General features: G+C 74.3%; 15 protein-coding genes and 1 tRNA gene. 7 read left to right on the forward strand and 9 right to left on the reverse strand.

The features are described 5' to 3' along the window. Window positions 1-21: 21 nt before the first annotated feature. From PGB27_RS15305 to PGB27_RS15320, 4 genes are all read right to left on the reverse strand, one after another. Window positions 22-1,455 (reverse strand): MFS transporter, encoded by a 1,434-nt coding sequence (locus tag PGB27_RS15305; protein ID WP_274201233.1) that lies wholly within the window; start codon window positions 1,453-1,455, stop codon window positions 22-24. A 64-nt stretch (window positions 1,456-1,519) separates the two neighbouring features. Continuing rightward, window positions 1,520-2,731, reverse strand: coding sequence for a carboxylate--amine ligase (locus PGB27_RS15310; RefSeq protein ID WP_274201234.1), 1,212 nt, complete (start codon window positions 2,729-2,731; stop codon window positions 1,520-1,522). A gap of 64 nt (window positions 2,732-2,795) precedes the next feature. After that, window positions 2,796-2,866, reverse strand: a tRNA-Gln gene (locus PGB27_RS15315). Between the two features lie 68 nt (window positions 2,867-2,934). Then, on the reverse strand, window positions 2,935-3,891 hold the full coding sequence (locus PGB27_RS15320) for a heparin lyase I family protein (protein WP_274201235.1): 957 nt from the start codon (window positions 3,889-3,891) through the stop codon (window positions 2,935-2,937). Between the two features lie 540 nt (window positions 3,892-4,431). Here PGB27_RS15320 and PGB27_RS15325 point away from each other — a divergent pair. The 5 genes from PGB27_RS15325 to PGB27_RS15345 are packed head-to-tail and all read left to right on the forward strand — an operon-like array spanning window position 4,432 to window position 9,990. Further along, complete coding sequence (locus tag PGB27_RS15325; protein ID WP_274201236.1) at window positions 4,432-6,156, forward strand: sugar transferase; 1,725 nt, start codon at window positions 4,432-4,434, stop codon at window positions 6,154-6,156. A gap of 11 nt (window positions 6,157-6,167) precedes the next feature. Further along, window positions 6,168-7,439, forward strand: a complete 1,272-nt coding sequence (locus tag PGB27_RS15330; RefSeq protein ID WP_274201237.1) for a class I SAM-dependent methyltransferase — start codon at window positions 6,168-6,170, stop codon at window positions 7,437-7,439. Continuing rightward, window positions 7,436-8,257: a glycosyltransferase family protein gene (locus PGB27_RS15335; protein WP_274201238.1), complete on the forward strand. Its 822-nt coding sequence runs from the start codon at window positions 7,436-7,438 to the stop codon at window positions 8,255-8,257. The genes PGB27_RS15330 and PGB27_RS15335 overlap by 4 nt, the downstream gene beginning before the upstream one ends. Window positions 8,258-8,260: 3 nt before the next feature. Further along, window positions 8,261-8,917: a PIG-L deacetylase family protein gene (locus tag PGB27_RS15340; protein WP_274201239.1), complete on the forward strand. Its 657-nt coding sequence runs from the start codon at window positions 8,261-8,263 to the stop codon at window positions 8,915-8,917. A 41-nt stretch (window positions 8,918-8,958) separates the two neighbouring features. Continuing rightward, window positions 8,959-9,990 (forward strand): NAD-dependent epimerase/dehydratase family protein, encoded by a 1,032-nt coding sequence (locus PGB27_RS15345; protein ID WP_274201240.1) that lies wholly within the window; start codon window positions 8,959-8,961, stop codon window positions 9,988-9,990. A gap of 28 nt (window positions 9,991-10,018) precedes the next feature. Here PGB27_RS15345 and PGB27_RS15350 read toward each other — a convergent pair whose 3' ends face one another. After that, window positions 10,019-11,284 carry a glycosyltransferase family 4 protein gene (locus PGB27_RS15350; protein WP_274201241.1) on the reverse strand — a complete coding sequence of 422 codons (1,266 nt, stop codon included), beginning with the start codon at window positions 11,282-11,284 and terminating at the stop codon, window positions 10,019-10,021. A 232-nt stretch (window positions 11,285-11,516) separates the two neighbouring features. Further along, window positions 11,517-12,065 (reverse strand): dTDP-4-dehydrorhamnose 3,5-epimerase family protein, encoded by a 549-nt coding sequence (locus PGB27_RS15355; RefSeq protein ID WP_274201242.1) that lies wholly within the window; start codon window positions 12,063-12,065, stop codon window positions 11,517-11,519. Between the two features lie 64 nt (window positions 12,066-12,129). On the opposite strand from PGB27_RS15355, the gene PGB27_RS15360 reads away from it, so the two are divergent. Both PGB27_RS15360 and PGB27_RS15365 read left to right on the forward strand, forming a co-directional pair. Continuing rightward, window positions 12,130-13,314, forward strand: a complete 1,185-nt coding sequence (locus PGB27_RS15360) for a class I SAM-dependent methyltransferase (protein ID WP_274201243.1) — start codon at window positions 12,130-12,132, stop codon at window positions 13,312-13,314. A 230-nt stretch (window positions 13,315-13,544) separates the two neighbouring features. Continuing rightward, window positions 13,545-14,570 carry a hypothetical protein gene (locus PGB27_RS15365; RefSeq protein WP_274201244.1) on the forward strand — a complete coding sequence of 342 codons (1,026 nt, stop codon included), beginning with the start codon at window positions 13,545-13,547 and terminating at the stop codon, window positions 14,568-14,570. 22 nt (window positions 14,571-14,592) lie between these two features. On the opposite strand, the gene PGB27_RS15370 is transcribed toward PGB27_RS15365, so the two are convergent. The 3 genes from PGB27_RS15370 to PGB27_RS15380 form a co-directional block, all read right to left on the reverse strand. Beyond that, window positions 14,593-15,684, reverse strand: coding sequence for a glycosyltransferase family 2 protein (locus tag PGB27_RS15370; RefSeq protein ID WP_274201245.1), 1,092 nt, complete (start codon window positions 15,682-15,684; stop codon window positions 14,593-14,595). Further along, window positions 15,681-16,766 (reverse strand): glycosyltransferase family 2 protein, encoded by a 1,086-nt coding sequence (locus PGB27_RS15375; RefSeq protein WP_274201246.1) that lies wholly within the window; start codon window positions 16,764-16,766, stop codon window positions 15,681-15,683. Before PGB27_RS15375 ends, PGB27_RS15370 begins: the two co-directional genes overlap by 4 nt. A gap of 139 nt (window positions 16,767-16,905) precedes the next feature. Then, window positions 16,906-19,185 carry a lipopolysaccharide biosynthesis protein gene (locus PGB27_RS15380; RefSeq protein ID WP_274201247.1) on the reverse strand — a complete coding sequence of 760 codons (2,280 nt, stop codon included), beginning with the start codon at window positions 19,183-19,185 and terminating at the stop codon, window positions 16,906-16,908. Window positions 19,186-19,230: the final 45 nt, after the last annotated feature.

A 19,230-nucleotide genomic window follows, 5' to 3' on the forward strand; every position in this document is an offset into this window, starting at 1 on the left:
CCCCCAGCGCCCCCAGCGCCCTCAGTGCGCCGCGGCCATCTCGCGCGCCTCCTCGTCCGACGCCGCCGCGGGATTCGAGCCGGGCAGCGGCTGACTGCCCGGTTCGCGCAGGTACCGCACCGCGACGAGGCCGACCACGGCCGCGAGCATCAGGTAGACCGCCGGCATGACCAGCACCCCGGTCAGCGCGATCAGTCCTTCGACGATCACCGAGGTGGTGCCGCCGAACACCGAGACCGCGATGTTGAAGGTGATCGCGAGCGACCCGTAGCGCACGCCGGTGTGGAACAGCGAGGGCAGCGTCGAGGGCATGGTCGCGTTGAAGCAGACCATGGTCAGGCCGAGCAGGAAGAGGCCCGCGAGGACGCCGGGGATCGATCCGGTGCGCATCAGCAGGAACGCCGGCAGGGCCAGCACCACGAGCATGATGCAGCCGGTGAGGATGATCGGCCGGCGGCCCACCCGGTCACTGAGCTTGCCGAGCACGGGCACGACGGCCAGGAGCGCGGCGAGCAGGATGATCTGCAGGACGTGCGAGGTCGTCGTCGTCAGTGTCGGGGCGCCGTACTGCCCGAGCGTCTCGGTCAGGTAGGTGGGCACGACGGTGGTCAGCGTGTAGTTGGTGACGTTGAAGACGATCACCAGGCCGCCGCAGACGAGCACCGGGCGCCAGCCGTGGCGGGCCGCGGCGCGGAAGAACTCGCGGAAGCCCTGCCGGCCCTGGTCCTCCGACGACGAGGAGAGCTGGCTGAACGCCGGCGTCTCCTCGAGGCGGTAGCGCAGGTAGAGCCCGATCATGCCCATCGGCAGGGCGATGAGGAACGGGATGCGCCAGCCCCAGCTCAGGAGCTCGGGGGAGTCCTCGCCGAGGACGGCCTGCAGCACGGTGACGACGGCGGCCCCGAGCAGGTAGCCGGTGATCGTGCCGAACTCCAGGAAGCTGGCCAGGAAGCCGCGGCGCCGGTCGGGCGCGTACTCGGCGACGAACGTCATCGCCCCGGCGTACTCACCGCCGGTGGAGAAGCCCTGCAGCAACCGGCACAGGAGCAGCAGGAGCGGCGCCGCCAGCCCGATGGAGGCGTAGGTGGGCAGCACGCCGATCCCGAAGGTGGCCACCGCCATGAGCAGCATGGTCGTCGCGAGCGTCTTCGTGCGGCCGATGCGGTCGGCCAGCGGCCCGAAGAACAGCCCGCCGAAGGGCCGCGCCACGAACGACGCGGCGAACAGCGCGGCGGTGATGACCGGCCCGCCCGCCGTGCCCGGCGGCAGGAACACCACCTGGATCGTCGTCTCCAGGTAGGCGTAGACACCGAAGTCGTACCACTCGGTGACGTTGCCGATGCCCGACGCGGTGACGGCCCGCCGCACCAGGCTCGGCGGTGTCACCGTGACGCCGTCGACGGTGTGCGGGCCGCTCTCCTCGCCCATGGCGTCCCCCTCGTTCGTGCTCGCCATGGCGGCGGGGCTACCCGGCGGGGCAGCTCCGCCAACGCGCCGGCGCCGCCGGTCGGCGAGGGTCTCAGCGCACGCCGGCGCCGGCACGCACCGGGAGGGGGTCCGGCCCGAGGCGCTGGCGGGTGCGGGCGACGAACGGCCCGGGGTCGCGGGCGTCGAACGTCGCGAACACCCGCGACGAGAGGTACGGCCGCGTGCCGCCGAGCCACGGGAGCCGGCCGCCGCGCCAGCGCCCGAGCAGGATCGACGGGTCCTTGAACTCGTTGACCCAGTGCACGCCCTCCCGCCACGGGGTCGCGACGGGCAGCTCGCCGTGGACGAGGTGGCGGTAGGTCAGCAGCGGGAAGTCGACGCCGCAGCGCGGGGCGAGCCGGCCGGACATGTTCGGCCGCCCGTTGACCTCCATGAGCTTGTAGCGCCCGTCGCGCTCGTCCTGCTTGAACTCGACGTTGGCGAAGCCCTCGACGCCCATCGCGGCGAGGATCGCCCGCCCCGGCTCGACGACCTCGGGCACGCGGCCGCTGACGACCGCGCACGGGTAGCCGAAGTCGGGCGGCGAGAGGCGCAGCTTGCGGGAGGTCATCTCGACGCGGACCTCGCCGTCGACGACGTAGGCGTTGTAGTTGACGCCGCCGGTCTCGGGGCCCGGGATGAGCTCCTGCACCATCGTGACGATGCCCAGCGCGTGCGCCTCGCCCCACGCGGCGCGCAGCTCGCCGGTGGTGTGGACGCGCTTCATCTTGACGCCGAACGCGCGGTTGTAGCGGTAGCTCTCGGCGGGCTTGACCAGACACGGGAAGCGCAGGCGGTCGACGAGCGCCTCGAGCTCGTCGGGCGAGCCCGGCGACACGGTGCGCGGGGCCTCGACGCCGGCGCGGTCGGCGATCTCGCTGGTGATGCGCTTGTCGAGGAAGCGCTGGGCGACGACGTCGTCGGCGCACGCGACCGTGTGGCGCGCGGCGAGCACGTCACGGTGGGCGGCGACCGCCTCGAGGCCCTCGTCCGTGGTGGGCACGACCAGGCCCGGACCGTGGGTGTCGGCGAGCCGCAGGAGCGCCTCGACGTACTCGGTGGTCCGGTCGGCCGGGTCGGGGACGGTGACGCAGGTGGTGGCGTACCGGGAGTGCCGGGTCGACTCGCGCGGCGAGGAGACCACGGACACCACGGGCACCCCCGCGCGGCCCAGCGACCCAACCACGGCCAGCCCGGCCTCGTACCCGCCGAGGACGTAGGCGGGGACGGCGGCGGCCACACCCCCGGTGTGGTGCGTGCTCATGGCGGGCAGCGTAGAGACGGCCCGTGACCACGTCCGAGCGACCCGGGAACACCCGGGGACACCGCTCCGCCGCCTGGATTCGAACCAGGATCATCGGAACCAAAATCCGAGGTGTTGCCCTTACACCACGGCGGACCGTCACCGCAGCGGCGACGGTGACCATGGTGACACGCGGGCCCGGCGGTGGGCCTCGCGGTGCGCCGTCAGCGCCGCGCGCGCCGCCGGGTCATCGCGAGGACGGCCGCGCCGCCGACGAGGACGAGGAGCGCGCCGGCCGCCCAGGTCAGCGAGCCGGACGACGACGAGGAGGAGCCGGGCGCCGCGGTGGTCTCGTCCTCGACCGGGGCGGCGGTCGACGCCGTCGCGGGGGAGCGCACCGACGCCAGGGTGGGGCCGATCCGCAGGTCCTCGAGCCAGAGACGCCCGTCCTCGTCGATGCCGTCGTCGCGGTAGAGCCCGACCTTCATGTAGTTGGCCTCGTCGAGCAGCGTGCCGCCCTCCGGGCGGTAGGCGCTCAGGACGTGGTCGGCGCCCCGCCAGACGTCGACGGCGCCGCGGCTCGGGTCGCGCGAGAACGCGATGCGCATCGTCACCTCGATCCGGTCGCCACCGCGCAGCGGGCCGAGGTCCTGGAGGTCCTCGCCCTCGGCCGCGAGCATGAGGCGGTTGCCCCGCGCCTGGAGCGCCACCGGCGGGGAGCCGGAGTCGCCCTGGTGGTGCCACTGGAGCAGGAGCTGCCAGGTGTTCGCGTCCGTCGGGAAGTCGTCCGCGAGCTTGGCGACGTACGTGTAGTACTGCACGTCGCCCTCGCGCTCCTGGGGGACCCGGGGCTCGACCTCGGTGCGCGTGTCGCCGCCCTCGAGGGTGAACTGCAGCGCCTGGCGGGCCGGCGCGTCCGGCGAGGCGACCTGCTGGGGCGTGCCGTCCTGCTCGTTGTACTCGGTGCGGTTGAACGCGGCGAGCATGTTCCCGCTCTCGGGGAGCACCCACAGCGGGCGGTCCCCGGACGGCGCCGGGGACCCCGGAGCCGTCTCGGCCGTGGCGACGGGCGCCGCGACCAGCGGGACCACGAGCGCCGCCAGCGCGAGGACGACGGCGAGCGCGCCGCTCCTCCCGCGGCGCGCTCGGAGCGGCCGTCGGCTGACGACGTCGTTGGGCATCGACGGCTCTCCTCGTCCTGGACGGTCTGCCGACCTCTGCCGGCGGCCCCGGGCGCCGGGCGGACCCGGGCGGGGTCTCGCCGGCTCGTGCTGCAGGTCGACGACGTCGACGATACCGATCGCCGAGGTGAGGACCGCGTTGGTGTCGCGGCGCCCGCGGCCGTGACCTCGATCATCACGGCGAGCGACGGCGCCGGCCGCCGGGCCGGTCCCGTTCGGCCCACCAGCGACGATCCCGCGGCCCTCGGCCGCCGCAGGGGCTGTCGGACCCGGCACGTACCGTGCTCACGGACGGATCGGGCGCCGCGGCCCCGACCCGTCCGGCCGAGCCACGAACGGGTCCGGCGCGTGACCTCCCCGGCGACGCCCTCGTTGATCGCGCAGGCGGCGGGGGGTCCGAGCGGGTCCGGAATCCGCGCGGTCACGGAGGCAACCGGATCGGCTCCGAGACGTCCCACGTCCCGGAGAGGTGTCCATGGCCGACGAGGTGTCGCGGGGAGAGGACTCTCCCCGCGCGATCGAGGACGCGGGGGCGACCACGTGAGGAACGGACGAGTCGAGGCGGAGCGGGCCGACGTGCCCGCCGGGGGCGGCGTGCCCACCGACCCGCCGATGTCGGACGTCGCACGGGCCGAGGTGCCACTGACCGGGGTACCGGCCGCCGAGATGGGCCCGGAGACGGCTCCACCGCTCGACGCGGCCACGCGCGACGCGATCGCCCGCGAGGCGGCCGCCGCGCGGGAGGCGGAGCTGACCGCGCAGGGCCGCGACGTGTTCGTCGAGCCGGCCCCGACCGCGCCCGGCTTCGTCCGCATCTGGGAGGACGAGGGGCCGGAGCAGCCGGGCAGCGTCGCCACGGCCACGAGCTGGCAGCGCAAGTTCGCGCTCGCGGTGGCCGCCTCGGACCTCGCCACGCTCGCCGTGTGCATCCTGCTGGGCGCGCTCATCGGCTTCGGTGACGGCACCGGCCCGCAGAGCTCCGACCCGTGGAACCTGGCGGCGGGGGTGGCGATCCTCGTGCCGCTCGCGCTCGTCGCGTGCCGCGCCTGGGACCCCCGCACCCTCGGCCAGGGCGCCGAGGAGTGGAGCCGGCTGATCCGCGCCTTCGTCTCCGCGGCGATCGTCCTGGGTCTCGGCGGCCTCGCGGTCGAGCGCCTGGGCGTGCGGCCGTGGGTGTTCGGCGTGCTGCCGGTCGCGGGCCTCGCCGCCATGGCCGGCCGCTACCTGCTGCGCCGCTGGCTGCACCAGGCCCGCAAGCGCGGGCGCGGGATGCTGCCGGTCCTCGCGGTCGGCACCGAGCAGGCGCTGCGCGACCTCATCGAGCGCACCCGCCGCGTGCCGCACATGGGCTGGGTCGTCGTCGCGGCCTGCACCCCGACCGGTCTCGGCGAGGAGGGCCAGGGCCACGTCGCCGGGGTCCCGGTCATCGGTGACCTCGACGACCTGTCCACCAGCGTGGGCAGCGGGCGCTACGGCGTCGTCGCCGTCGCCCCGACGCCGGGCTGGAGCCCGAAGCGCCTGCAGCGCCTCGCGTGGGACCTCGAGGGCACCGGCTCCGAGCTGGTCGTCGACCCGGGCCTCATGGAGGTCGCCGGGCCGCGCCTGCACGTCGCGCCGGTCGACGGCCTGCCGCTGCTGCGCCTGACCGAGCCGCGCCTCTCGGGTGTGCCGCGGGTCTTCAAGCTCATGTTCGACCGCGTCACCACCGCGGCGATCCTGCTGCTCCTGCTGCCGGTCTTCGCGGTCATCGCGTTCGTCGTCAAGCTCGACGGCGGCCCGGTGTTCTACCGGCAGACGCGCGTCGGGCAGCGCGGCAAGACCTTCAAGATGATCAAGTTCCGGTCGATGGTGCCGGACGCGGACAAGATGCGTGACGCCCTGCTCGCCGGCACGAACGACGGCTCCGGGCCGCTGTTCAAGCTGCGCCGGGACCCGCGCGTCACCCGCATCGGGCAGCTGCTGCGCCGCTACTCGCTCGACGAGCTCCCGCAGCTGCTCAACGTCCTCGGCGGCTCGATGTCGCTGGTCGGGCCGCGCCCGCCGCTGCCCGGCGAGATCGAGGCGTACACCGACGCGGCGAAGCGCAAGTTCCTCGTGCGCCCCGGCATGACCGGGCTCTGGCAGGTCAGCGGCCGCTCCGACCTGTCGTGGGAGGAGTCGGTCCGGCTGGACCTGCGCTACGTGGAGAACTGGTCGCCGGCGATGGACCTGGTGATCATGTGGAAGACGGTCTCCGCGGTGTTCCGCGGCGACGGCGCCTACTAGGACAGACACCCTTGGACAATCCAGCCAGCAAGATCATCTGCCGGCTCTGCGGATCCGCCGACCTGGCGAGCTTCGTCGACCTCGGGGCCACCCCGCCCTGCGAGCTCTTCCTCACCGCCGAGGCGCTCGAGGCGCCCGAGCCGACGTTCCCGCTCCACCCGCGGGTCTGCCGCTCGTGCCTGCTCGTGCAGCTGCCGCCCCTCATCGACCCGGACGAGACGTTCACGGAGTACGCGTACTTCTCGTCGTTCTCGACGTCCTGGGTCGAGCACGCGCGCCGCTTCGTCACCGCCGCCACCGAGCGCGCCGGCCTGACGCGCGACTCGCTGGTGGTCGAGGCGGCGAGCAACGACGGCTACCTGCTCCAGCACGTCGTCGCCGACGGGATGCGCGCCGTGGGTGTGGAGCCGAGCGCCAACGTCGGCCAGGCCGCCCGCGACAAGGGCGTGCCGACGATCACGGCGTTCCTCTCCCCGGAGACGGGCGCGGCCGTGCGGGAGGAGCACGGCCCGGCCGCGCTCGTCGTCGCCAACAACGTCTACGCGCACATCCCCGACGTCGTGGGCTTCACCCGCGGCCTGCGGGCGATGGTGGCCGACGACGGCTGGGTGTCGATCGAGGTGCAGCACCTGCTCACGCTGATGCGCCACCGGCAGTTCGACACGATCTACCACGAGCACTTCCAGTACTACACGCTCGCGACCGCGCAGAAGGCGCTGCGCTCGGGCGGGCTCGAGCTGGTCGACGTCGAGCTGCTGCCGACCCACGGCGGGTCGATCCGGTGCTGGGCGCGCCCCACCGAACTGGGCCTGGGGCCGTCGCAGGCCGTCGCCGACGTGCTCGCCGAGGAGGCCGCGGCCGGGCTCGACACCGTCGAGGGCCACGCCGGCTTCGCCGGGGAGGTCTCGCGCATCCGCAACGACCTGGTGCGGTTCCTCATCGACGCCGCGGACGCGGGGAAGTCGGTCGTCGGCTACGGCGCGCCGGGCAAGGGCAACACGCTGCTGAACTACTGCGGCATCCGCCCCGACCTGCTCGCGTACACCGTCGACCGCAACCCGTACAAGCACGGCCGGTACACGCCGGGCACGCGCATCCCGATCCACCCGCCGGACCGGATCGACGCCGACCGCCCGGACTACGTCCTCGTCCTGCCGTGGAACCTGCGGGAGGAGATCACCGCGCAGCTCGCCCACGTGGCGGACTGGGGCGGGTCACTCGTCTTCCCGATCCCCTCGCTGCAGGTGGTCGAACCCGGGTCTGGCAAGGTCCACCGATCGTGAAGGTCGTCCTCTTCTGCGGTGGCTACGGCATGCGGATGCGCAACGGCGACTCCGATGCCCCGAAGCCGATGCAGATGGTCGGGCCACGCCCGCTCATCTGGCACGTGATGCGCTACTACGCGCATTTCGGGCACAAGGAGTTCATCCTCTGCCTGGGCTACGGAGCCCACCACGTCAAGAACTACTTCCTCGACTACCACGAGACCGAGTCGAACGACTTCGTCATGCGTCGCGGCGAGGTCGAGCTGCTCGGCTCGGACATCGCCGACTGGACGATCCACTTCGTCCACACCGGGCTCGAGTCGCCGATCGGCGAGCGCCTGCGGCGGGTGCGTCACCTGGTGGAGGACGAGGAGATCTTCCTCGCCAACTACGCCGACGTGCTCACCGACGCCCCGCTCGACGACATGATCGACCGGTTCAAGGCCTCGGACGCGTCGGCGTCGCTGCTCGCGGTCCCGCCGCAGGCGGTGTTCCACATCGTGGACATCGACCCGGGCGAGCGGGTCAACTCGATCTACCCCGTCACCGACATGCGGATCCGCGAGAACGGCGGGTACTTCGCGCTGCGGCCCGAGACGATCGACTACATCCCCGAGAACGGCGACCTCGTCGGCGACGCCTGCACCGCGCTGGCGAAGGAGGGCAAGCTGCTCTCCTACACCTACGACGGTTTCTGGCAGCCCGCGGACACCCTCAAGGAACGCAACGCCCTCGAGGCGGCGTACCGCGCCGGCACCCGGCCGTGGATGGTGTGGGAGCGGGAGCCCGAGCGCTCGCCGCTGGAGGGCCTCGTCGACGAGGCCCTCGGCCGCTGAGCCGTGCGCGCGCTGCTCCCGGAGGCGCTCGACGAGCTGGTCCTGCTCGCCGCGCACTGCGACGACGTCCCGATCGGCGCGGGCGGCACGGTGCTGACGCTCTGCCGCGCGCGGCCGGGCCTGCGGGTCCGCGCGCTCGTCCTGTCCGGCGGGGGCACGCCGCGCGAGGACGAGGAGCGCGCCGCGCTGGCGGCGTTCTGCCCGGGCGCGGACCTCGCCGTCACCGTCCTCGACATGGCCGACGGTCGGCTCCCGACGCACTGGGAGTGGGCGAAGGAGCAGCTCGAGGCGTTCCGGCGGACCTGCGAGCCCGACCTCGTGCTCGTCGGGCACCGCGGTGACGACCACCAGGACCACCGCGAGCTCGCCCGCCTGGTGCCCACGGTGTTCCGCGACCACCTGGCGCTGGGCTACGAGATCCTCAAGGCCGAGCCGGACCTCGCGCAGCCGCCGCTGCTCATGCCCCTCGAGGCCGACGTCGTCGCGGACAAGGTCCGCCTGCTGCACGAGCACTACCCGTCCCAGGTGGCCCGCGCCTGGTTCGACGAGGAGACGTTCCGGGGCCTCGCCCGCGTGCGCGGGGTGCAGGCGGGCGTGCGCTACGCGGAGGGGTTCCACCTGACGCGGGCGCTGCTCGGGGCACCCGTACCGTCAGCCTGAAGCACCGTCACAGGAAGCCACACGAAGGGGGGAGCGTTCCCATGCGCGTCCTGCTCACCGGCCACCAGGGCTACCTCGGCACCCTGATGGCGCCGCAGCTCACCGAGGCGGGGCACGAGGTCACCGGCCTCGACTCGGGCCTCTACGCCGACTGCGTGCTCGGCGAGCTGCCCGCCCCCGAGCCGCCGGCGCTGGCCGTCGACCTGCGCGACGTCACCGTCGACCAGCTCGCCGGCTTCGACGCCGTCGTGCACCTCGCGGCGCTGTCGAACGACCCGCTCGGCGCGCTGGCGCCCCAGCACACCTACGACATCAACCACCACGCCTCCACCCGCCTGGCGCGTCTGGCGAAGGAAGCCGGGGTCGGTCGCTTCGTCTACGCCTCGACCTGCTCGGTGTACGGCGCCTCGGGCACCGAGGACGTGCTCGACGAGGAGGCGCCGATGAAGCCGGTGACGCCCTACGCCGAGTCGAAGGTGCGCGTCGAGGCCGACCTCGTCGACATGGCCGACGACGACTTCGTGCCGGTCTCGATGCGCAACGCCACCGCGTTCGGGTTCTCGCCGCGGCTGCGCGCCGACATCGTGCTCAACAACCTCGTCGGGCACGCGCTGCTGTCGAACCGCATCCTCGTCATGAGCGACGGCACGCCCTGGCGCCCGCTCGCCCACGCCCGCGACATCGGCGGCGCCGTGGTCGCGGCGCTGGCGGCCCCGGCGGACGCCGTGCGCGCGCAGGCGTTCAACGTGGGCTCGACGGAGAACAACGTGCAGGTCCGCGACATCGCCGACGCCGTCAAGGTCGCGGTGCCCGAGGCCGAGCTCGTCATCACCGGCGAGACCGGCGGTGACCCCCGCTCCTACCGGGTCGACTTCACCAAGATCGGCAAGTTCCTGCCCGACTTCCGCGCCGGCTGGACGGTGGCCGACGGGGCCGCGGAGCTGGTCCGGGAGTACCGCGCCCGCGGGCTGACCCAGGAGGCGTTCGACCGGCGCTTCACCCGCCTCGCCGTCCTCAAGGACCGCCAGGCGGCCGGCTCCCTCGACGCGACGCTGCGCCCCGCCGGCGGCTGAGCGGCCGCCGGCGGGACGGCGAGGCATCTCAGCCGAGGACGAGCCGCGCCACGGCCGGCCACTCGGCCGGACGCGGGGGAGGCGGGACGCCGGGCCCGAGCACCACCGTGCGGCGCCAGTCGCGGCCGACCGCCTCCCACCGGTAGCGCTCCTGGACCAGGGCGTGCGCGGCGACCCGCAGCCGCTCCCGCCGGGCGTCGTCGTCGAGCAGGGCGAGGACCGTCGCGGCGAACCCGGCACCGTCCCGGGCGCAGGCGACGTGCTCCCCGTCCCGGGCCTGCGGCAGCGCCTCGACGCCCAGCGGCGTGGAGACGACGGCGAGACCGAGCCCGAAGGCCTCGAGGACCTTGTTCTTCAGGCCGCTCCCGCTGCGCATCGGGTTGATCATGATCGGGTAGTCGGTCACCGTGGCCGCGAGGTCCTCGACGTAGCCGGTGAGCCGGATCCCGGGGTCGTCGGCCGCGAGGTCGACGAGCCACCGGGGCGCGTCGGCGCCGATGATGCAGACCTCGACGCCCTGGTCGCGCAGCCACGGCCGGTAGACCTCGTCGAGGAAGAAGCGCAGCGCGTCGCGGTTGGGCCCGAACGCGAGGTTGCCCCAGAAGACGACGCCGCGCCGCCGTCCCGCCGCGGGGAGCGGGCGGACGTAGGTCTCGTCCAGCCCGTTCGGGATCGTGACGACGCTCCCGGAGGGCTGCCGGCCCTCGACCGCGCGGGAGTCCGCGTCGCTGATCGTCGTGACGAGGTCGAAGCCGTCGACGAACCGCGTCTCCGTGCGCCGCTTGCGGGCGACGTCCAGGTGCTCCTTGGCCCGCCGCGCCAGGCACGACGGCGCGGTGCCGGTCGTGCGCGCCCGGTCGGCGGTCAGGGCGGTGCTGTCGCAGACGTCGAGCACGACGCGCGGGCCGCCCGGGATGTCGAGGCCGGCGACGAGCTCCGCGATCTCGCCCCCGAACACCACGACGTGGGTGATCTCGCGCTCGCGGATGACCTCGAGGAGGCGCGCGCGGGCCGCGGCGAAGGCGCGCGGGCGGCTCAGCTCGAGGAAGTGCTCGTTGGACAGGCGGAAGTGGCGCCGGAGGAGGGGCGCCTCGGCCCGCAGCGGGGCCAGCTCCTCGACCGAGTCGAAGACCCCCTCCAGCGGGAGACCGGGGCGGGCCTCACCCGGCGGGCGGTAGGGCGCCACGACGAGGTGCACCTCCCCGGGCAGGTGCGCGCAGAGGTTCGCGACCCGCAGGTCGTAGCCGCTCTGGCGGGACTCGATGTGGCGCGTCGTCAGGGCCAGGAATCGCATCGCACCTCATAGTCGTCGCGAAGTCGCTCGACCGCGCCGGCGTCGCGCGTCAGGACTGGTCGGTCGTCCCGCGACGGTGCGGGACGGGTCACTTCCGGCCGGTTTGCGGTCTCCTGACCCGATCAACGGGTCCCTGCGGCGTCATGTTGAGGGCCGACCGCGCGGAGTACACGATGGAGTACTTCCCGTCATTTCGGGCATGACGCGGGGCACGGGCCGCTTGAGAGCATGATCACGCGTCGGGGCGCGCGACCAGCTCCCGCCAGGCACCGGCCGTCCGGTCCCGCTCCGAGATCGCCGTCACCGGCAGGGGCCAGCGGATCGCGAGGTCGGGGTCGTCGTGCGCGACGGCGAGGTCCTCCCCGGGCGCGTGCGGGCGGTCGATGCGGTAGCAGACGTCGGCGACCTCGGTCAGGGCCTGGAACCCGTGCAGGAGCCCCGGCGGCACGTACAGGTGGTGGAAGTCCTGGTCGTCGAGGTGGAAGGTCGCGACCTCGCCGAAGGTCGCCGACCCGGGACGGGCGTCGACGAGGACGTCGAGGACCGCGCCGTGGGCGACGCGCACGAGCTTCGCCTCGCCGCGGCCCCGGCGCCCGTGCATGCCGCGCACCGTGCCCAGGCGGGAGCGGGACTGGCTGTCCTGGGCCTCCGGCCCCAGGTCGACGCCGTGGGCGAGACCCACCGCGGTGTCGAACGTGCGGGTGAACAGGCCCCGGTCGTCGCGATGGGGTGTCGGGACGAAGACCAGGACGCCGTCGATCGTGCTCGTGCGGACCTCCACGGACCCGCACCATGCCACCCCCCGGTCGGACGTTCCCGCACCCCCCTGGAGTACAAGAAGGGCCGTGGACGCCGCACCCTCTGCGCTCGGTCACCCTCGTGACATCCCGGTCCGGTGCCGGTGGTGCCGTGCGGACCAGGGCACGGTGGTGCTCGACCTCGGGGACCAGCCCGCCGCCGACCACTTCCCGCCGGTGGACGACCCGGGTCCGGACCCGGTCCACCCGCTGCGGATGTGGCTGTGCGGCGGGTGCGGGCTCGCCCAGCTGGCCGAGGACCCGACCACCCCCGAGGAGCCGCGCGGCGCCGAGCCCGCGGCGATGGTCGCGCAGGCGAAGGACGCGGTGGCCCGGGTCCTCGCCGCGGGCCTGCTGCCCGCGGGCGGCGGCTCGATCACCGAGTTCGGCAGCCCGCACGGCGGCTCCTGGCTCGACCTGCTCGGCGCCGCCGGGCTCACCGAGGCGACACCGGGGACACCGGCCGACGTGGTCGTCGACTGCTTCGGGCTGATGCACGCCGCCGACCAGGCGGCCGGGCTCGCCGAGCGGGTGGAGGCGGTCGCCGAGGACGGGGTCCTGCTCCTGCAGTTCCACACCCTCGCGGCCATCGTCGCCGACGGGAGCTGGAACTCGCTGCGGCACGGCCACTTCGCCTACTACTCGGTGCCGGTGCTCGAACGGATGCTCGACGCCGTCGGGTTCGAGGTCGTCCACGCGTTCCTGTTCGACCTCTACGGCGGCACCGTGCTCCTCGCGGCCCGCCGTCGCGGGGCGCCCGGGCCCGCCGACCCCGTGTCCGTGGGCAGCATGCGCGACCGCGAGGTGTCCGCCGGCGTCACCGACCCCGCCGTGGTGGGCCGCCTCGAGGAGGCGACGCGGGCGAGCGCCGACGCCCTGCGCGAGCGGCTCACCGAGCTCCGCGACCGCGGACGGTCGGTGCTCGGGTACGCCGCGGCCTCCCGCGCGGTGCCGCTGCTCAACCGCGCCGGCATCGGCGCCGACCTGCTGCCCGCGGTGGCCGACGGCTCCCCGGGCAAGCAGGGCCGCCGCGTCCCCGGCGTCGGCGTCCCGATCATCGCCGTCGACGAGGTCGAGGAGCGGCACCCCGACGAGGTCGTCCTCTTCGTCACCGACCTCCTCGACGAGGTGCGCGGCCGGCTCCCCGGCGTGGAGGCGGGCGGCGGGCAGTGGGTCGTCGTCGACCCGGTGGTGCGGGTCGTGACGCCGCTCGGTGGGTCCGCGTCCGTCTGAGGCGGTCTGAGGCGGTCCGGGGGGGCTGAGCCGGGCCGAGCTCCCCCCTCGCCCGGATCCCGACGCCGCACGATCGGCGACTTCCCGCGCACTGCGCCGAATGGTCTTCTTCGTGCGCCGAACGGCGAGATCGTTCGGCGAACGGGTCGACGAGCGGTAGGGGAGCTGGGCGGATGCGGGCGCGCCGGTGGCGGAGGGACTCCTGCGGGCGGGGCACCGGGGTGACGGCGGTGACGGTCGTGCTCCTGGTGACGGTGCTCCTGGGCGTCGGCGGGCTCGCGGGACCGGCGGCCGTCGCCGACGACCGGGACGGCGGGGCCGCCGGTGACGTCGGTGACGTCCGTGCCGTCGGTGACGTGTATGCCCAGCCCTTCGCCTGGGACTCGCCGTGGAACCTGCCGCTGGCGCGCTCGGCCGCCTACGAGCGGTTCGACACCCGGGCGAAGCGCGTCTACCTCGACATCGAGGACATCAGCGTCGACCCGGCCTTCCCCGTCCGCGACCTCGACGCCGACGGGACGGACGTGCGCGTGCACGTCGACCCGGACCTGACCGCCGACGGGTCGTGGAACCACTGCTCGACCTTCCTCGTCGACTCACCCGACCGGCGCACGGTGGTCCAGGGGCAGCCCCTGCGGCTCTCTCGCGGCGGCGACCCGTCGTACCGGTACGCGTGGGACCCGCTCCCGCTGACCGGGCCCGGTCTGCTCGGCTGCCACGGGGGGTCGAACCTCTCCGGGATCGGCGGGACCGTGCGCGTCGGGGAGATGTCGGCGCCGGGACCGCTGCGGCACGCGCTGAAGATCAGCCTCAACTGCGAGCTGTCGTGCAGCAGCACCGACGGTGGGTTCCGCTGGCCGGCGTCGAAGGCCGACTCGGGCTTCGAGGAGGTGTACCGGGGCTCGAACCCGCAGGTGAAGATGGGGTCGCTCATGGCGCTGCCGCCGTCGGTCGACCCGGCGCGGTTCGAGCGGCCGGACGTCCGGAAGATCGCCGTCGCGCTGCGCGACTACGGGGCCTACGTCGTCGACAAGACCGGTGGGCCGAGCACGAACTCGCTGTCGGTCCAGGCGGGGGCGCAGGACGAGCTCCCCGGCGTGGGCTCCGACGAGATGGTGGAGCTGTTCCGCTCGCTGGCGGTGGTGACCACCAGCGCTCCCGGGACACCGGGCGGGGGGCCGCTCGGCGGGCCGCGCCGGGCCGCGTGCGCCGGGCCGTTCGCCGACGGCACCGGCGGCGCGCCGCCCGGCTGCTGACCGTTCCCGGGCGGTCGGGCCGTCAGGGGCGGCCGGTGCCGGTGATCGACCGGGCCAGGTGGCGCAGCCCCGCGGCCGCGCGCTGCTTGAGCGACCACACCTGACGCATCACCGAGGGGGGCACGCGGGTGGCCGCGGCGACGGCGAGGCTGCGGGGCCGGACGCGCTGGGCGAGGGCGTCGTCGGCCTCCGCCCGCGCCCGGGCGGCGTCGCCGGTGAGCATCGCGGTGCGGGCGCGGCCGAGGGCCTCGTGGTAGCGCAGCCGGCGCAGGCGGCGGGCGAGCGCCTCGTGGACGGCCGGGTCGCTGGAGCCCTCCGCGCCGTCCACCCAGGCCCGGACCTGGAGGGCCTGGTAGGTGCCGAGGGACTCCGGGTTGCGCGAGAGTGAGTCGGCGCGCCAGAGGTAGCGCCCGAGCTTGTCGGGGATGACCCGGACGTCGGCCCCCTGCCGCAGCAGGCGGATCCAGAGGGCCGCGTCGCACATGCCGACGTCCTTGCGGTACCCGCCGGCCGCGAACCACGCCTCGCGGCGGACCGCCGACGAGTAGTACAGGGTCGCGTCCTCGATGAACTCGGCGAGCGTCACCGAGTGCTCGAACCGCGGGTGCCGGGGCGCGCCGGCGAACGCGAACCAGGAGGGGCTGCGCGGCTCCCCGGTGGCGTCGTCGACCACGACGGCGTCGCAGCCCAGCACGTCGATCTCGGGGTGGGCGTCGAGCACCCCGGCGACGCGCTCGACGTAGTCGGGGGTCACCTGGTCGTCGCTGTTGAGGACCGCGAAGTAGCGCCCGGTCGCCACCGTCGCCGCCGCGGTGACGCCGCCCTCGACGCCGTCGTTCTCCTGCCGGAGCAGGACGATGCGCGGATCGTCGTGGGCCAGCACGATGTCGCGGATCGCGTCGTCCATGCCGTTGTCGACGACGACGAGCTGCCAGTCGGGGCGGGTCTGGGCCAGCACCGAGGCGATCGTGCCGGGCAGGTACGCCTCGGTCCGGTAGGCGGAGCAGAGGAAGGACACCGCGGGGGCGTCCACCGCGTCCCCCTCCGTGCTCGCGACGGGGTTGCTCATGGCTGCGCTGTCGACCTCCGTACCGAGCTCGAGCTGGGTGATCACGTCGGCTGTCGCTCGCCGGACGGGGCCGTCGCCGACTCCTCCTTCTGCGTGCGGCCGCGCAGCGTGGCGACGGCCCGTTTCCCGGAGGTGGTGACGCGTTGCTTGAGGGGCCAGAGGCCCGCGACCGCGTGCGGCGCGACCCGGACCGCGCCGGCGACGGCGAGGCTGCGCGGGCGGGTCCGCATCTGCAGGGCCTCGTCGGCGCGGGCCCGTGCCTCGCCCGCGTCGCCGTTGAGCAGGGCGTTGCGGGCGTGGCGGAGGGCCTCGAAGTAGCGCAGGCGGCGCAGGCGGCGGGCGAGCGCCTCGTGGACCGCGGGGTCGGCCGAGCCGGTCGCGGCGTCGAGGTAGGCCTGCTCCTGGAACCGCTGGAACGCCGCGATCGACTCGGGGTTCCGGGACAGCGAGTCGTCGCGGATCATGTAGATCCCGAGCCGGTCGGGGATCGTCCGGACGTCGGCGCCCGAGCCCACGATGCGCAGCCACATCGGCAGGTCGCCGAGCCCGTCGATGCCGCCGGCGCGCTCCCACACCTCCCGGCGCACGATCGCCGTGTAGTAGATGACCCGGCCGTCGATCAGCTGGGGGAGCGTGAGCCGGTCGGTGAAGCGGAGGCGCCCGCGCACGCCGTGCTGCTGGAAGAACGAGCGGGGCCGGTAGGAGTTCGTGCGCTCGTCGAGCACGAGCGCGTCGCACACCACCGCGTCGACCTCGGGATGGGCCTCGAGGAGCCCGGCCATGCGCTCGACGTACTCGGGCACGATCCGGTCGTCGCTGTTGAGCTGGGCGAAGTTGCGGCCCGACGCCGCGGCGACCGCCGCCCCGACGCCACCGGCGAAGCCCGCGTTCTCCTGGCGCACCAGCACGACGCGCGGGTCGTCCGCCGCCTCGACGATGTCGCGGATCGCGTCGGACATCCCGTTGTCGACGACGACGAGCTCCCAGTCCGTCCGCGTCTGGGCGAGCACCGACGCGATCGTGCCCGGGAGGTACCGCTCGGTCTTGTAGGCGGGACACAGGAAGGACACCACCGGGCGGTCGTCGGCCCGGCTGTCGGGGACGGCTCCGTCCTCCGTCGTGGACACGTCGTCCGACCCCCCTGCGATCGACCCCGTCACATCCTGTGCAGCGCTCGCCGGACGCTCCACCGGCCGCACTGTACAACCACCCTTTCGGGGGCCCGCTGCGTCGTCCCTGCTGGTGCTGCGCGGCGGGGCGAGCAGCTCAGCGTCGTCGTCGGCTCGGCGGGTGCTGCGTCATCGGCACCAGCCGGCGCCCCCCGGACGGCGGCGCTCCGGGCGGCCCGTCGCCGTCCCCGTCGGGGCCGTCATCCGCAGGCCCGTCGTCCGCAGGCCCGTCAGCCGTGTGCCCGTTGCCGGTGTGCCCGTTGGCGGTGTGCCCGTCCCCCGCGTGGCCGTTGGTGTGCCCGTGGCCGGTGTGCCCGTTCTGGCCGGTGCCCGCGTGGCCGTTCCGGCCGGTGCCGTTCTCCGCCGACCAGGCGCCCTCGGGGCGCAGCGTCTCGGTGGGCGCCGGCTCGACGGGCGCCAGGACCGTGGTCCTCGCGTCGATCGCGGGCGGCGGCACCGACGGCGGTCGCGCCGGACGGGCCGGCGGCTCGCCCGGTGGCGGCCCCGGGCGCGATGCCCGCAGCGCGACCATGCGCTGGGTCTCGGGGTTGTCCCACAGGGCGAGGATGACCGTGGGGGCGTCGAGGAGGTCGTCCTCGCCCCGCCGGGCACGGGCCCCGTCCGGGTCCTGCGGGTCGTCCGGTGTCTCGGTGCGGTCGCCCGACGGCTCCCCGCCGCCCCCGGAGCGACGGCGGCGGAACTTGACGAGGAGGTCGCGGAGCTCGCGGACCGTCGCCGGCGCCGTGAAGGACAGCACCAGCAGGTAGAGCCCGAGGAAGACGAGGAAGTCGAGGGCCAGGAAGAGCAGGCCGACCGGGACCGAGCGGCTCGCGGAGTGCAGGAGCCCGTGCTCGAGGACGGCCACGGCGGCACCGGCCACCACCGAGCTGACGAGCGGCGGGACCATGACGCGCCCGAGCTCGCCCCAGCTGACGCCGACCAGGGGACGCGCCAGCGCGAGGGTGACGAGCCCCGCGACGAGGCCCTCGAGCGAGACGGCCAGACCGACGCCCAGCAGGCCCATGCCGAGCCAGATGAGCAGGAACAGGCCGCCGATGCCGATGACGAGCGACGTGATCGTCACGCGGTGCAGGAGCCGGCTGTGGCCGGCGCCCTTGATCGACTCGCCGCTGACCGCGTTCAGCGCCGTGCCGGGACCGAAGCCGGCCATGGCGGCGACGAACACGCCGGCGGGGGCCCACTCCGGGCCGAGCAGCACCACGATGGCCGGCCCGCCGATGGTGGCGAGCAGCACGCCCAGCGGCAGCGTCGCCGTCCAGAGGAGCCGCAGCGCACGGAGGAAGCCGCGGCGGAAGCGGGCCGCGTCGTCGGCGATGCGGGAGAAGGCCGGGAACAGGACGTAGGAGGCGATCTGGATGATCGCCTGCCCGGGCAGGATGCCGATGCGCTTGCCGTACCGGAACTGACCGGCGGGGTCGGCGCCGAGGAGCCGGCCGACGATCGCGGGCTGGGCGCTCTCGCGCAGGTTCTGCGAGACGCCCTGGACGATGAGCGGGAAGGAGAACTTCGCCATCTCGCGCCAGATGCCGTAGCGCGGGCGGCCCTTGCCCGGGCGCCAGCCCGCGAGGGTCCAGGAGGCGATGAGCGTCGCGATCTGCGACGCGTAGAGGGCGGCGACCAGGCCCCAGACGCCGTACCCCATCAGCGCGCCGACGATCGCGACGAGGGCGAAGGACCCCGAGGTGATGGGGTCGACGATCAGCTTGCGCTTGAAGTTGAAGCGCCGCTGCATCAGCGCCTCGGGCACGTTCAGCAGCGCGTGGACCAGCAGCGTGCCGCACGTGGCGGCCGCGATGAGGCCGACCATCTGGTCGTCGAAGAACATCCCCAGCAGCGGCGCCGACGCCAGGGCGATCGTGGCCATCGCGACGCCCGTCAGGACGCTCGCCCAGAACGCGGTGTTGGCCGCGTCCTCGATGTCCTCGCCGCGCTGGATGAGCGCGGCCTTCATCCCGCCGCCGGCCATGGTGACGAGGTAGTTCGAGAACATCGTCCCGAGCGTGAAGACGCCGATCTCGGCCGGGCTCAGGAGCCGGGCGACGACGATGGTCTGCGAGAGCGCGATGACCTGGGTGACGAAGAGCATCGCCGCGGAGATGGTCGCGCCGCGACGCAGCGTCTTGCCCAGACCGTTGAGCGAGGGGTTGTGCTCGGCGTCGGTGACCTTCGGCGCCGGCTCCGGGTCGGACGCGTTGCCCGGACCCGCGACCGGCTCCTCGCTGACGAGCCGCATGGTGCCGTCGGGGTCGACACCGCTGTCACCGGGACGGCCCTCGTCCGGGCGCCCGGCACGCCCCGGGCCGGGTCGGCCCGGGTCGGCATCGGACGGCTCACGACCGTCGGGTGGTGGGGTCATCGCTCCGTGGGGCAGGGGGCGGCGGGCGCGCGGTCCCGTCGGAGG

The organism is Actinomycetospora lemnae (assembly GCF_028737315.1).
GTDB classification, from domain to species: domain Bacteria; phylum Actinomycetota; class Actinomycetes; order Mycobacteriales; family Pseudonocardiaceae; genus Actinomycetospora; species Actinomycetospora lemnae.